This window comes from Pantoea allii, from assembly GCF_002307475.1.
Lineage (GTDB): Bacteria > Pseudomonadota > Gammaproteobacteria > Enterobacterales > Enterobacteriaceae > Pantoea > Pantoea allii.
This window is the reverse complement of record NZ_NTMH01000054.1, coordinates 127,478-141,725: the sequence shown is the minus strand read 5'-3', so window position 1 is coordinate 141,725 and position 14,248 is coordinate 127,478. Positions and strand designations below refer to the sequence as shown.

Below are 14,248 nucleotides of genomic sequence, written 5' to 3'. Positions count from 1 at the left end.
GAAATTGATTATTTTCCATTTGGCAGTTTCTCGCCTCTTGGTGTATTAACCACAGCATGAACTCAAAATGGAGAGATGTGATGAATCCACTGAAAGCCGGTGATACCGCACCGAAATTTAGCTTGCCCGATCAGGATGGCGAACAAGTGAATTTAGCCGACTTCCAGGGGCAGCGCGTTCTGGTCTATTTCTATCCAAAAGCGATGACGCCGGGTTGTACCGTGCAGGCATGTGGTCTGCGTGACAACATGGATGAGCTGAAGAAAGCTGGCGTCGAGGTGCTGGGAATCAGCACAGATAAACCTGAAAAGCTGTCACGTTTTGCAGAAAAAGAGCTGCTTAACTTCACTCTGCTGTCGGACCAGGAGCATCAGGTTTGCGAGCAGTTTGGCGTCTGGGGTGAAAAAACCTTTATGGGTAAAACCTATGACGGCATCCATCGCATCAGCTTCCTGGTGGATGCGAATGGCAAAATCGAAAAGGTGTTCGACGACTTCAAAACGTCAAATCACCACGACATCGTGATGGACTATCTGAAATCAGCCTGATGTCTTCAGGGCGCGGCATCTACCGCGCCCTGAACGTTTAACGATTCAGCGTTTCATCCAGCGTGGCCTCAGGCCAGGCGTGCACCACCGCCTTGACCAGGGTTGCGAGCGGAATCGCAAAAAACACGCCCCAGAATCCCCACATCCCGCCAAAGATCACCACCGATAAGATGATAACCAGCGGATGAAGATTGACCGCCTCTGAGAACAAAATGGGCACCAGCACATTGCCGTCCAGCGCCTGAATCACCAGATAGACGGTAAGCAGCGTCCAGAACTCGCTATCCAGCCCCCATTGGAATAAGCCCACGCCAATAACCGGGATGGTCACCAGCATCGCGCCAATGTAAGGAATCAGAACTGAAACGCCCACCAGCACGGCCAACAGAAGCGAATAGTTGAGGCCGAGGAACATAAATGCCAGCCAACTGGCGATGCCCACCACCACCATCTCCAACACTTTGCCACGAATGTAGTTGGTGATTTGCTGATTCATCTCCTGCCATACTTCACCCGCCAGCCCACGGTTACGCGGCAGGACGCGTCGCACGGCACTCAGCATCTGCTCTTTATCCTTCAGCAGAAAGAACACCATCAGCGGCACCAGCACCAGGTAAATCATCAGGGTCATTAATCCCACCAGCGATGCCAGGGAATACTTCACCAGAGAATCGCCCACGCCGCTGAGACGACCGCGCAGATTCTCGACGATGACATCAATGATGCCGGCATCGACCAGGGCGGGAAAACGTCGCGGTAACCCCGCCGCATACTGATAGAGTTTGTTCAGCATGTTAGGCAGATCTCGCGTCAGGTTGATGCCCTGTTGCCAGGCCACGGGCGCGACGATCAACACCAGAACCAGCAGAATTCCGGCAAACAGCACCAACACAATGCTGGTCGCCCAGCTACGCGTACAGCCAATGCGTTGCAGCCGTACCGTTGGCCATTCAAGCAGATAAGCCAGTACCACCGCCACCAGTAAGGGGGCCAGTAACCCGCTCAGGAAGAAAAGAATGCAGAACCCCGCCAGCAGAATCACCAGCAGGCCAATCGCCTGGGGATCGCTAAAACGGCGTTTGTACCATTGAATCAATAAAGCCAGCATGCCGTCAGGTCCATAAGGTCAGAAAGGGCAATGATTGTACCGGATATTCTGGTGCTGGAAAGACGTGAAAATCAGTCCGTGACCTGACAGGCGCTAACGGATGATGAAAAACGGCACGCGGTGAAGGTGCGTGCGGCACCATTCCCCCCGGCCTCAGGCTTCCCGCCGTTGCGCGCTGGCAGGCGAATCCTCGCCGACAGGGTCGTTATCTTCACAGCAGGCCAGCAATACGCCCGGCCTGCTGTGGGTCGTTTTCAGGCGTCAGGCTTCATTCACCCAAATACGCATCTCCCCTTCTCCCCGGTTCGCCCAACAGAACCAGGGAATAAAGGTCAGCGTCTGGGCTTGCTGCGCAGCAGGGGCGTGATCGAAGTGCCACAGCGGCTGGCGTTCAGGATCGCTGGCGGTTTTTTTCACCCCTTCAGCCTGTATTAACACCTTATGCGCAAAAACACCGCGTCCTTGAATGGTGGTGAACGATGCCGACGCGGGCAGCCACAGATTGTGTAACTGCTCGCCGTTATCGGCCTGCTCCAGGCAGTACACCAGCGGGCCGCGCTGAACCGCCACCTTGCCCGCCACGTGACGTACTAACGGATTACCATAAACCCGGCGCACCGGCATCGGGAGCGTCAGGGTCAGCGTATCGCCCTCTTGCCACTGTCGCTCAATGTAGAGGTAACCCTTGCGGGCGCGATCGGTCACAACGTCGCCGTTACAGCTTACCTGCGGCGCCTCACACCAGTCAGGCAGACGTAACGCCAGCGTATGTTGCACAGGCTGCGCGACATCGATGCTGATGGTGACCTTTTCATCCCAGGGGAAATTACCGCTTATGCTAACGCCCAGGGTATGTTCACCGACCGGTATTTCAACCCGGTTGCCGACATAGAGATTGATATAAAGCGCATCCTCGCGTGGCGTATAAATATAGTGGCCGAGTGAGGTCAGCACACGGGCAATGTTCGGTGGACAGCAGGCACAACCGAACCAGCGCTGACGCACAGGTTTCACATGATCGTAGATATGATTAAAACTGAGGGTTTTCGGGTGCACCTCCAGCGGATTGACGTAGAAGAAGTGTTTCCCGTCCAGCGCCATGCCGCCCAGTACCGTATTATACAGCGCGCGTTCCATCACGTCGGCGTACTGGCTGTCGGCTTCCATTTCCAGCATACGTCTGGCAAACATCATCAGGCCAATGGACGCGCAGCTTTCGGCATAAACCGTGTCATTCGGTAAATCGTAATCGCTACTGAATGCTTCACCGCTGCCCTGGGAGCCGATGCCCCCGGTAATATACAGTTGCCGCTGCGCCATGTTGTGCCACAGTCGCAGGCAGTCCTGACGTTTTTCTTCGTCCTGGCTCAGGCGCGCAAGGTGCGCCACGCCGGTCATCAGATAAACGAACCGCACAGCATGTCCCACCGCGTGCTGCTGTTCTGCAAGGGGTTGATGTGCCTGGCTGTAAGCCTTGTCCTTCACCATCCAGGCCGGGCCATAGGTATTCCAGAAGGAGGTCTGCCCGCGCTTCTCGTACTCAATATCATAGAAGTGAGGCTGCGTTCCCCGCTGCGCGACAAAATAATCTACCAGCGCCATATAGCGTGGGTCCTGGGTCACTTCATACAGCCGCATCAATGCCAGCTCGATCTCCGGATGGCCTGGGTAGCCGTGCAGCTGATTTTCGCCGGGGCCAAACACGCTGTCGATGTGATCGGCAAGCTTGCACACCACCTCGAGTAAACGGCGTTTACCTGTCGCCTGGTAAAACGCCACGCCCGCCTCAATCATGTGTCCGGCGCAATACAGCTCATGGCATTCGGCAAGATTCGTCCAGCGATCTTCCGGCGCTTTCACCGTGAAGTAGGTATTGAGATAACCATCCTCGCACTGCGCCGCCGCCACCAGTTCAATCACCTCATCCGCCGTCTTTTCCAGTTCTGCATCAGGCTTCTGGCAAAGTGACCAGGCTACGGCTTCCAGCCATTTCGCGACATCGCTGTCCTGGAAGACCATGCCATAAAATTCCCCTTCCTGCTGGCCAGCCGCGATACGAAAGTTTTCGATGGCATGGCTGGGATCGGCTTCGTCGATCCGATCGTTAAGCGCCTCCCATTGATAAGGAATGACCACCTCCCGCACCAGTCGTTGATACTGACCGAGAAAGGGATCGTGAATCGTCAGCTTATGCAGATCGACTTCATTGACAGACATTTTACTCTCCTCAGGACGGGACATGGCGAATTCGCAGGTCGCTGGAAATCTGCGCCATCATCGGGTTATTGAGCTTGCAGGCGCGGATGGCGAATAGCAGCAGCAGATGAAACAGGGCAGGCAACAACGTTTCCATTGCGGTAATGCCCTGCAAGGATGCCGGTGTCTGATGCGTGATTCCTGGCTTGTAAGCCACCAGGATGAACAGCAGGCTGATAATGACGCCGCTGGAGGCCCAGGCAAGCTTAATAAAGAACAGGTTAAACGCGAAATTCATGCCCGATGAGCGGACGCCGTTTTTCCATTCACCATAGTCATCGGCAAAGGCCATCAGGGCAAAGTGCAGCGGGAGCGTGAACCCCAGGATGACGCCGTTGACGAGGATCACCACCAGCCATAATACCTGCCATGAAGGCCCCACCGGCAGGAACCACATCACGACCGCCAGCACGGCAAGCACACAATTGGTCCAGTAGTAGAGCCGGACGGTGTCGATGTGTTTTGCCAGCGGGTTAACGATGACCGCGCCTAAGATAGAGGCTAAGGTCACCATGGTAAAAAACAGCGAAGTGTAGGCGGTGCTGCCCTGTAACACATAGGTGATGAAGTACATGTAGCCGCCGCCACGGATATTGAACACGTTAATCAGCAAAAACGACATCACCAGCATCAGTAACAGCTGATCGTTTTTACGCAGCCCGGCCATATGTTCGCGCAGGGTAAACTTGCCCAGGCTGTCCAGCGGTACGCGCTCGCGAACCCAGAAGAAGCAGCACAGGAACATCACGACCGCCAGAGCGCACAAAATGCCGACGCCAGACTGATAGCCGAGTGCTGCATTCCCCTTACCTAAGACAGAAACCAGCCACGGCAGCCCTACCGAGACCAGAAATCCGGCCACGCCGCACAGCACAAACCGCCATGACTGGCACGCCAGCACTTCTGTGTGGCGGGTGGTCATGGTGTTAATCAGCGCGCAATAGGGCACATTAATGGCGGTATAGCTGACGGAAAGCAGCAGGTAGGTGGCAAACGCCCAGACGATTTTCATGTCCATGCTGACGGCGGGCACCGTGAACGTCAGGACACCAATGATGCCAATGGGGACCGCGACCCACAGCTGCCAGGGACGGAAACGTCCCCATCGGCTATGCGTACGGTCGGCAATCACGCCCATCACCGGATCGGATATCGCATCAAACACGCGCAGCGCCATAAACAGGGTGCCAACCAGCGCAGGTGTTAAGCCAAAGACATCGGTGTAGAAAAACGTCAGAAAGTTCATGATCAGGCAGGTGATCACCGTGCCGCCGGCGTCTCCCAGCCCGTAACCTATTTTTTCACGCAGGGACAGCGCACTCTGCGTCGCCGACTGGCTAAGATCGGCCTGAGCGATGGTGGTAGAAGTCATAAAAACGCCTCATGCAGGACAGAGAGGATGACCCGCTTTCTGGCGGGCTTATTGGTGTTTTAGCGCCTTACCCGATTTATTCTGTCAGGAATCCGTTAACCAACAAGAGCACAAAAAAGTATAAAAACGGGGTAATTCCGACCTGTGAAGCAAACTGTGAAGTGGATCAGATACATTCGTGTTTTTTTGTTAATAATCAGATACAAAGGTGATTATCAGGGTTGTCGCAGCGGGAAAATGAATAATGATGTTCGAATTATCCATAGCGTTTCCGGTTCGGGTGCAAAATGGCGGGCTGTTTATTTCACGCGGTGTCGGGACACATCCGGCACGCAGGCTGACCTCGTGGGAGATCATCTTCGTTGAGCGCGGTCAGTTAACCATTCGCGAGGATGACGTGCTGTATAGCGTGCAGGCGGGCGAAAGCCTGCTGCTCAGGCCCGGGCATTTGCATGTGGGTGAAGGGATTTTTCCGGCGGATCTGAAATTTTACTGGCTGCATTTTGACTGGTTGAAACAGCCGAAGCCTCAAGATGGATTACACCAGGCACTGCTGCATCTTCCCCAGCATACCCGCGTTGGCGATCCGGCCTATATCATCGCCCTGTTCAGGCAGTTCCTCAGCGAGCAGGAAAACATTCACCGGAGCGTCGCACTGGAATGTATTTTACTGCTGATCCTCCAGCAGCTCGCCGCTCCCGTCCTGCATGAGGACGTCGTTGACAGCCCCGGCGTTGACCTGGCCTGGAAAGCGAACCAGCTCATTCGTACCCAGTATCACCTGCCGCTTTCGACCTCCGCACTGGCAAAAATGCTGCATTGCAATGCGGATTATCTGGGACGCGTTTACCGGCGCGTATTTCGCCTGACGCTGACGGAAGCCATCCACCGACAGCGCGTCTTAATGGCAGAAAAATTGCTGATCGGCGACAAGCTGCCGCTAACCGAGGTGGCGCGCCAGTGTGGGTTCAATGATGTGGGCTATTTTCGCCAGATATTCCGCAAGCACACCGGCTTAACGCCCGCCAGCTGGAAGCGGCGCTACTGCCGGGAACATATCAATTCCTGATGATTCGCCCCGGCCCGCCGCGGGATTTCCCCGCACGGGCGGAGCGCCAGGTCTGCCGACGCGGTTAACGATTAAGACGCTTTAACGCGTTTCGCGACCACGGTGCAGTTGCGTCCGGTGTTTTTAGCCTGATACAGAGCATCATCGGCCCGCTTCAGGCTGCTTTCCAGTGGCAACCGGCGCGCGTCCCATTCGGCCACACCGATGGATATGGTGATATGACCGACTTCCTCAATCTCTTTTTCCGCGATGCTGTTCCGAATCCGCTCGGCCGTGGCCTCTGCTTCTTTTAGAGAGGTATTCGGCAGCAGCATTAAAAACTCTTCGCCACCGTTACGGCTGACCACGTCCGACTGCCGGGCGCTCTGCCGTAGCGCCTGCGCCACCTGCTGAATCACCCGATCGCCAACATCGTGTCCCCAGTTATCATTCACGCTTTTAAAATGGTCGATATCCAGAGCCAGGACGGCGAAAGGCTGGCGTATGCTCTGGTAATAATCGAGTACCGCATTCAGCCCGCGCCGGTTCAGTAACAGGGTCAGTGAATCGGTCTGTGCTTCGGAGCTCAGGCGACCGATTTTATCCTGCACCAGACCAATGCCGGTGAGTAGCGCCCGTTTTACCTGCGCGGCCTCAAAGTACCATGCGCGAATGCCGCCAATTTCATAAGTGGCGCTTGAGGCATCAATTTTGCTGGCCTTGCGGGCCAACTGCCAGAGCGGCATGGCGATCATCCGCGCCAGAATGACCGCCACCAGCAAGGTCAGCAGCGCAAAGGGCACAGAACGTTTCAGGACTTTCAGGAGCAGGCCCGACAGCGGTTGCAGCGTGACGTCGACAGGCTTCAGTGCCACCACCATCCAGCTGGTCGTCGGGACGATGGCGTAACCCGCCAGCCGGGTCGGTTTGTCGGTCTCGGTTAAGACCAGCGAGCCGTTATCTTTTTCCTGGCGCTCACGTTCGCTCATCAACGGCGGCATAATTTTGCCGACCATTTGACGATTCTGGTGATACAGCACCTGGTTATTACTGTCGAGAACAAACACGCTGGTGCCGTCACGATAAAACTGTTCACCCAGCAGCGCGTTCAGAATACTTTTCTTTTTAAGGTAAATCGTGCCGCCAATATAACCCAGATAGCGTCCCTGATTATTCCAGATCGGCCATGAGACAAAAATAAGCAGGTTATTCGCAGCGGAAACCGTCGGTTTGCTAATTAACGGCTGTCGGGTTTGCAGCGCTTCGCGGGCCGCATCGCTGGTCAGATGCATCCCCGTTAAGGTCAGGGATTCAGGTGATATCGCCTGAACGTTGCCGTTTTCATCCACCACGGCGACAGAGTTGAAACTGTCGGTCTGTTCACGTAAACGGTTAACTTCCGCTTTGAGCAGTGACGCATTATTGAAATCTTTTCCCAGTACATTGGCACTAAAGTGCAGTTGAGACTGCGCCAGACGGAAAAAAACCTCACTGGTGGAGGCCAGCTTGGCCGCATACGCGCGGTTGGCTTCCAGCGTGCTGTCAATCAGCACCATGCGTTGCACGCGCCAGGTCGCATATAAATTATTGGCAAGCGTGATGACAATACTGGTAATTACCAGCAGCGCAATAAGCGTGCGTAAGTCCGCCCGGGGACGGAAATTAATTAGCATGGCGTGGACGCCACAGTGCAAAGATTCATTTTGCTGTGCCTGGCTCTGTTGTTTTTATGGTAATAGCGGTCCTACTGCGTGTAAGTCTACACGCAGTAGGACAATTTGAGCAGGTTTAAGCGCGGCATTCACCAAAAAGTCAGCCTGTACGGCCTTTAATCGATTAAACCGTTTTGGTCATAAAAAGGCCATGGCCCGTCATAGTCACCAATGGCACATTGATGCGTCGTCATTCCCTGCTGTGGATGCCAGCGATGGAGCAAAAATCCAGCCGGTTCCAGCACAAAATTTGCGGGCCCATCCGGTTGCAAATCCAGCGCAACCTGATGGGAGACGCCAGGCGCAATACAGGCCAGCGTACCGGCAAAGCGCGTCTGAATGGCGCGATGCACATGGCCGCACAGCACGCGTTCTGTCTGCGGATGGCGGGCAACAATCGCCGCCAGTGCGTCGGGATCGCGTAATCGCTGGCGATCCATATGATCGATCCCGCAGGCAAACGGCGGATGATGCAGCATTACCAGCGTCGGCACGCTCGGTGACGCGGTCAGTGCCGCATCCAGCCAGCTAAGCTGCTGCTCATCAAGCTGGCCCCACGGCTGCTGCGGCACGCTGGAGTCGAGCGCCAGCAGTTGAATGCCCTTCACCTCCTGCCGCCAGTTGAGCGTTGGCCCCTGCTGCAAATAGGGGTGATCGGGAAACGCCGCCCTCAATGCCTGGCGATCGTCATGATTGCCCGCCATCAGATAAAACGGCAGATCCAGCGTTGCCAGCGCCTGCCGTAACGTCTGATACTCTGCCGCCGTGCCAAAATCCACCAGGTCACCGGTTACCACCACGGCATCGGGCCGTGGCCTAAGCCCATTCAGGGTGTTAATCGCCCGTAGCAGGGCGTTATAGGTATCGACCTTTTTATACGACAGACGACCGTGGGCTTTAATATGCAAGTCGCTGATTTGCGCAATCAGCGTAGGTTCAACAGACAAACGTTGTCTCCTTAAACAGTAAATTCAAGCGCGGCCTGCTCAGCCAGCGACCAGCTGACGCGCTGCCCGGCGTGCCAGGTTTCCCGTGCGTGTCGCTCTACCTGAATCGGCTTGTCCAGCCCGATATCGATCATCAAACGTTGGGATGCTCCGAGAAAGGTGCTGGCAACGATATAACCGTGCTGTGCATAGCGGCCTTCGTCTGCCAGCAGCACATCCTCTGGGCGACAAAAACGCAGCGGATGGCCCTGCTCATCACGTGCGATACAGTTAATCGCGCCAACGAAATCCGCCACAAAGCGAGAGGCCGGACGCTGATAGATGGCCTGCGGCGTGTCGATCTGCACCAGGCGTCCCTGTTCCATGACGGCAATACGATCGCCCAGCGCCATAGCTTCCTGCTGATCGTGGGTCACGTACACGGCGGTGATAGCCAGTTTTTTTAACAGGCTCCCGATTTCCAGACGCAGCCGCTCGCGCAGTTTGGCATCCAGCGCCGCCAGCGGCTCGTCAAACAGCAGCACTTTAGGCCGCGCCGCCAGTGCTCTTGCCAGCGCCACGCGCTGTTTCTGTCCGCCGGAGAGCTTGTCAATGTGACGTTGGGCCAGGGAAGTGAGATCGACCAGTTCCAGCATTTCCTCAACACGTGCCTCACGCTCGTGGCGCGGGATGCCCTGCACTTTTAAGCCATAAGCCACGTTCTGTGCCACGTTCAGCGTGGGGAACAGGGCGTAGTTTTGAAAGACCATTCCCACGTTACGTTTCTCGACAGGCAGGTCGGTCACGTTGCGATCGTCAAACCAGACTTCACCCGGCGCATCGGTGCTCTCCAGGCCGCTGATAATGCGTAACGTGGTCGTTTTGCCGCAGCCGGATGGGCCCAGCAACACCAGGGTTTCGCCTGACCGCACGCTCAGATCGAGCGGATGGAGCGCCTGGTGATGATTAAAGCGGCGTGCGCAGCCGCGCAGCGTCACGTTTACAGCCTCAAGAGTCATGCTTTCTCCTCCCTGTGTTGCTGACGGGACTGGCGTTCAAGCCAGTGATTACAGGCGTTGAGCATTAGCAACAGCGGTAAAATCATTAAAATAAAGATCAAGGTATAGGCCGACCCCACTTCCAGCCGCATTGAGGCATAGCTGTCGGCCAGGCCCACGGGCAGGGTTTTGGTGAGTGGCGTATGTAACATCCAGGTAATGTTAAATTCGCCTACCGATAAGGTGATCACCATAAAGGCCCCGGCGAGAATGCCGTTGCGGCAGTTAGGCACCACCACGGTGAAAAAGCGACGCCAGAAGCCCGCCCCCAGGCTGGCGGCAGCCTCTTCAAGGCGCGGTAGCTGAATAGCCTGCATCACCGCCAGCACCGGTCGAATCATAAACGGCAGCGTAAAAAGGACGTGGCCGATCAAGATAAAAACCCAGCTGTCACGCAGGCTGCTGAACTGACCGTACAGCAGGATAATGCCCAGTGCGGTGGCCAGGCCCGGTAGCGCTACCGGCAACATCAGGCACTCTTCAATGCGTGATGACCAGCGCGACGGCGATTTCAGTAAGCCCCAGGCGGCCGGCACGCCGATCACCAGGGTGACCGCCAGACAGCTGACGGCGATTAACAGTGACAGCCAAAAGGTGTCGCTGTACATCTCCCAAACCTGTTCCACCCATTTCAGCGTCAGTCCGCTGCGCAGACCAACAAAGTAGTTCTGCGTCACGCCCGCCAGCATCGACAGGATGACCGGAACAATCATGAACAGAGCAGTCAGCGTGGTAATGGCGATTTGCAGGTAAAATAAACCACGACGTTTCATGACGACGTCTCCTGGCGGGATTGGGTGAGCATCCGCGCCAGCATTAAGCCTGCCCAGGCAACGGCCCCCATGACCACCGACAGCGCCGCAGCAGTGGCGAAGTTCGCGTAGTTGGTAAATTCGCCATAGATGGTGAGCGGAAGGACACTCAGGTCAGTTCCCAGAGTAAATGCGGTGCCGAATGCGCCCATGCTGGTGGCAAAGCAGAGCGCACCGCTGGAGAGCAGTGCCGGTTTAAGCCCCGGCACAATCACATCCCAGACAATGCGCCACTGGCTGGCACCCAACGAACGGGCCGCCTCTTCCAGCGAACGATCCAGTTTTTCGCTGGCGGCCACTAACGTCACTATGGCGCGCGGCAGTGAAAAGTAGAGATAACCAATGAACAGCCCGGTCAGTGAATAGGCCAGCGTCCAGCGCTCGTCAAACAGGCGCAGGCTGATCTGGGCCAGAACGCCCTGCCGTCCCGCCAGCATCACCACTAAAAACCCCACCACCACGCCAGGAAAAGCCAGGGGAAAGGTCAGTAGTGCCAGCAACGTTCCGCGTCCGGTGAAGCGCTGGCGGGCCAGAAAGCAGCCCACCACAGTGGCAATGACCAACGTCAATAGCGTGACCGACAGCGACAACAGTACGGTATTCACCAGGCTTTGCAGATATTGCGGCTGGGTAAGCACCGTCCAGTAACCACTGTGCTGGGTGCTGCGATCTGGCGTCATGCCCATCTGTAATAAACGGGCGAAAGGCAACAGCCAGAACGCGGCAAAAAACAGTAACGCAGGCAGCAGCATCCATGGCCAGTTAGCCCCCTGCTCGCGTCGGCGTGACCGGCGGCGCGAAGCCACCGGTAAATCGCGGCGGGCGTCAGACGGTGCCATTACCGAATCTCACTCAGGTAACGGGCAGAGAAGGCTTTCTGTGCATCGGCCATCTGCTGGTAGTCCACAGTGTGCGCACGGGCGTAATCACTGTCTGGCAGAAAGTGCGTTTTAGCCTCAGCAGACATGGCTGAAGGACGCACCGGACGCAGATAGGCATTGGCCCAAATCGCCTGACCTTTATCAGACAGCACATAGTCCATGACTTTTTTGCCGTTGGCGGCATGGGGCGCGTTTTTCACCAAGCTGATGACGTAAGGCACCGTGACCGTTCCTTCCTGTGGGATCACAAATGCCACATTGGCATGGTCTTTATATTTGGCGCGATAGGCATTGAAGTCGTAATCCAGCAGAATCGGGATCTCACCGGAGATAAGACGCGCGTAGGCGGTCTGCTTAGGCACGATAGGCTTGTTCGCCTGTAACTTTTTGAACCAGGTCAGGGCTGGGGTGAAATCCTGCATGCTGCCCCCTTTCGCCTGGTTTACCGCCACGGCGGCAACATAACCGACAAACGCACTGGCCGGATCGAGATAGCCCACCATGCCTTTGTATTCTGGCTTCAGCAGATCGTCCCAGGATTTGGGAATGGGCGCGCCGCCCAGGGCATCCACATTCACCATAAAGCCCATCGTGCCGGAGTGCAGTGCAACCCATTTCCCCTCCGGATCTTTCATGCCTGTCGGCACCTGATCCCAGTTGGCTGGCTTGTAGTCAGCAATCACGCCTGCCTGCGCCGCCTGGATACCGAAGCTGACGCCGTAGTACACCACGTCAGCAACCGGATTACCTTTCTCGGCAACCAACTGCGCCAGAGCCTGTCCTGAGTTCTTGTTATCCTGCGGCACCACGATACCGGTGTCTTTCTTGATGGCCTGCAGCTCAGTGGCCCAGTCCGCCCATTCGGGTGGGCAGTTGTAGCAGATAGCATTTTCAGCCGCCTGCACCAGCGGGCTGGAAAATGCGCAGGCGGTAAAGAATGCCGCCCTGGCAAGCAGCGTGATTTTATTGTGTGTAGACATGATGGTTCCCTGATGTTGACGAGTGAAATACGGTTGCGATGCTCTCGCCTGTACGCAGCCGGTGGTCCAGCAGGCGCGAGTCATCGTGAGAAGGTTGGAGAAGCATATCGATTGCGCAGGCACCCAACTGATCGCTGGGCTGCACTACGCTGGCGAGTGATGGCGAAAGCTGTTCGCCAATGGCAATGCCATCAAACCCCATGACCGACAGCTGTTGCGGCACCTGAATGCCTGCACGTGCCGCCGCGCCAATCAGGCTGATCGCCAGCAAATCGTTACTGCAAATCACGGCGGTCAGCGGGTCAGGGCCGTTGATCAGCGGTAAAAGCGGATCGAATCGGGATTGGATATGACTTGGCATGTCAATCAGCCCGCGAGGGGCGAATCCCGCCTGCTGCATGGCATCGCAATAGCCCAGATAACGCTGGCGTGCACGGTCAGACTGCAACATTGGCCCTGCCGCCATGGCGATATGCTGATGGCCCAGCGCAATCAGATGTGCCGTGGCTTCCGCCATCGCGCGGCGGTTATCCACGTACACACAGCGCCAGTTTTGGTTTTGCGGGACGTTATGCGCCAGCACAAAGGGCATGTGCGCCGCTGCCAGCGTCGGTAATACGCTGCTGCTGTCCGCGTCGGACACGGTCAGCACCAGGCCCGCGACGCGCTGACGCAACATATGTTCGACAATGGCCGCTTCGCGTTCTGGCTGGTAATCCGTCGTTGCCACCAGCAGGCCATAACCCGCCAGCCGCGCCTGTTGCTCCATGGCCTCAAGCTGTAAGGCAAATACCGGGTTACTGAGTGAAGGAAGTAAAACCCCCAGCGTGGTGGAGTGTTGCGTGCGAAGCTGGCGCGCAATATGGTTCGGTCTGAACCCCAGCTGTTCCGACGCATCCAGCACTTTTTTCAGGGTGCCAGGCTTGAGCAGATGGGGATCGGAAAAGGCACGGGCCGCGGTTGCTCGCGAAACGCCTGCCAGTACCGCCACACTGATTAAATCACTCATCTCACCCTCGTTTATCCGTAATGAGATCGATCTCATTGCTGCGTAAACTAACGGCGTTGTGTGACACGAACATCACGGCAAGATGACGTTGTGGTGACAGCAGCCCAAAATGCCGCCAACACGTCGCAGCCAAAGGCAGCGTTCTGATTTTGCTGTGAGCCGCGATGGCCTTGCTGGAGAGAGCCGGCATGAAGCCGGGGGGGAAACGTTCGGCGCGCAAGAACCGTGCGTCATTGCCGGGTCACGGAAGGAGAAACTGCCCGAGCTTTGCCCCTTCGTTGCCTCAGCTGAGAGGGATGATCATTGCCACGTCGGTGTCTTTACTCAACCCGCTGACAGGCCAGCGTTGTGCATCCGTATGACGTTCTGTCGCCCACCGTGGCCTGACAGGTCGCGTTTTACGCACAATCCCCTGCACCTGCTGCCACTGCGCCATTTCATTCTTCCCCACCAGTGGTTAAGATACGAAGAAGGCACCAATATTGACGTAAAAAAAGAACATTTCCGCTGCTTACCTGGCCAAATCAGGGATTCATTA

Annotated in this window: 13 protein-coding genes; 2 read left to right on the top strand and 11 right to left on the bottom strand. The window is 56.3% G+C overall.

What is annotated here, in order from left to right; genetic code table 11:
- The first annotated feature begins 80 nt into the window (after nucleotides 1-80).
- Complete coding sequence (gene bcp, locus CMR03_RS23795) at nucleotides 81-548, top strand: thioredoxin-dependent thiol peroxidase (protein WP_014605294.1); 468 nt, start codon at nucleotides 81-83, stop codon at nucleotides 546-548.
- A 37-nt stretch (nucleotides 549-585) separates the two neighbouring features.
- On the opposite strand, the gene CMR03_RS23790 is transcribed toward bcp, so the two are convergent.
- From CMR03_RS23790 to CMR03_RS23780, 3 genes are all read right to left on the bottom strand, one after another.
- Nucleotides 586-1,656, bottom strand: coding sequence for an AI-2E family transporter (locus CMR03_RS23790; protein ID WP_063880527.1), 1,071 nt, complete (start codon nucleotides 1,654-1,656; stop codon nucleotides 586-588).
- A 261-nt stretch (nucleotides 1,657-1,917) separates the two neighbouring features.
- Nucleotides 1,918-3,873 carry a glycoside hydrolase family 127 protein gene (locus CMR03_RS23785; protein ID WP_096012844.1) on the bottom strand — a complete coding sequence of 652 codons (1,956 nt, stop codon included), beginning with the start codon at nucleotides 3,871-3,873 and terminating at the stop codon, nucleotides 1,918-1,920.
- 10 nt (nucleotides 3,874-3,883) lie between these two features.
- Nucleotides 3,884-5,284 carry an MFS transporter gene (locus CMR03_RS23780; protein WP_096012843.1) on the bottom strand — a complete coding sequence of 467 codons (1,401 nt, stop codon included), beginning with the start codon at nucleotides 5,282-5,284 and terminating at the stop codon, nucleotides 3,884-3,886.
- A 247-nt stretch (nucleotides 5,285-5,531) separates the two neighbouring features.
- On the opposite strand from CMR03_RS23780, the gene CMR03_RS23770 reads away from it, so the two are divergent.
- Nucleotides 5,532-6,353, top strand: a complete 822-nt coding sequence (locus CMR03_RS23770) for an AraC family transcriptional regulator (protein WP_096012875.1) — start codon at nucleotides 5,532-5,534, stop codon at nucleotides 6,351-6,353.
- 71 nt (nucleotides 6,354-6,424) lie between these two features.
- Here CMR03_RS23770 and CMR03_RS23765 read toward each other — a convergent pair whose 3' ends face one another.
- The 8 genes from CMR03_RS23765 to CMR03_RS25335 form a co-directional block, all read right to left on the bottom strand.
- Complete coding sequence (locus CMR03_RS23765) at nucleotides 6,425-8,005, bottom strand: sensor domain-containing diguanylate cyclase (protein WP_096012841.1); 1,581 nt, start codon at nucleotides 8,003-8,005, stop codon at nucleotides 6,425-6,427.
- Nucleotides 8,006-8,160: 155 nt separating this feature from the next.
- The gene (locus tag CMR03_RS23760; RefSeq protein WP_096012840.1) at nucleotides 8,161-8,991 is read right to left on the bottom strand and encodes a phosphodiesterase; all 831 of its coding nucleotides are present in this window, start codon (nucleotides 8,989-8,991) and stop codon (nucleotides 8,161-8,163) included.
- 11 nt (nucleotides 8,992-9,002) lie between these two features.
- A complete protein-coding gene (locus CMR03_RS23755; RefSeq protein ID WP_096012839.1) occupies nucleotides 9,003-9,989 on the bottom strand; it encodes an ABC transporter ATP-binding protein in 987 nt (328 codons plus the stop codon).
- Nucleotides 9,986-10,801 (bottom strand): ABC transporter permease, encoded by an 816-nt coding sequence (locus tag CMR03_RS23750; protein WP_096012838.1) that lies wholly within the window; start codon nucleotides 10,799-10,801, stop codon nucleotides 9,986-9,988. The genes CMR03_RS23755 and CMR03_RS23750 overlap by 4 nt, the downstream gene beginning before the upstream one ends.
- On the bottom strand, nucleotides 10,798-11,679 hold the full coding sequence (locus CMR03_RS23745; protein WP_096012837.1) for an ABC transporter permease: 882 nt from the start codon (nucleotides 11,677-11,679) through the stop codon (nucleotides 10,798-10,800). The genes CMR03_RS23750 and CMR03_RS23745 overlap by 4 nt, the downstream gene beginning before the upstream one ends.
- A complete protein-coding gene (locus CMR03_RS23740) occupies nucleotides 11,679-12,701 on the bottom strand; it encodes an ABC transporter substrate-binding protein (protein ID WP_096012836.1) in 1,023 nt (340 codons plus the stop codon). The genes CMR03_RS23745 and CMR03_RS23740 overlap by 1 nt, the downstream gene beginning before the upstream one ends.
- Complete coding sequence (locus CMR03_RS23735; protein ID WP_096012835.1) at nucleotides 12,685-13,710, bottom strand: substrate-binding domain-containing protein; 1,026 nt, start codon at nucleotides 13,708-13,710, stop codon at nucleotides 12,685-12,687. The genes CMR03_RS23740 and CMR03_RS23735 overlap by 17 nt, the downstream gene beginning before the upstream one ends.
- Before the next feature lie 283 nt (nucleotides 13,711-13,993).
- Nucleotides 13,994-14,146: a hypothetical protein gene (locus CMR03_RS25335; RefSeq protein WP_156506689.1), complete on the bottom strand. Its 153-nt coding sequence runs from the start codon at nucleotides 14,144-14,146 to the stop codon at nucleotides 13,994-13,996.
- Between the last annotated feature and the right edge of the window lie 102 nt (nucleotides 14,147-14,248).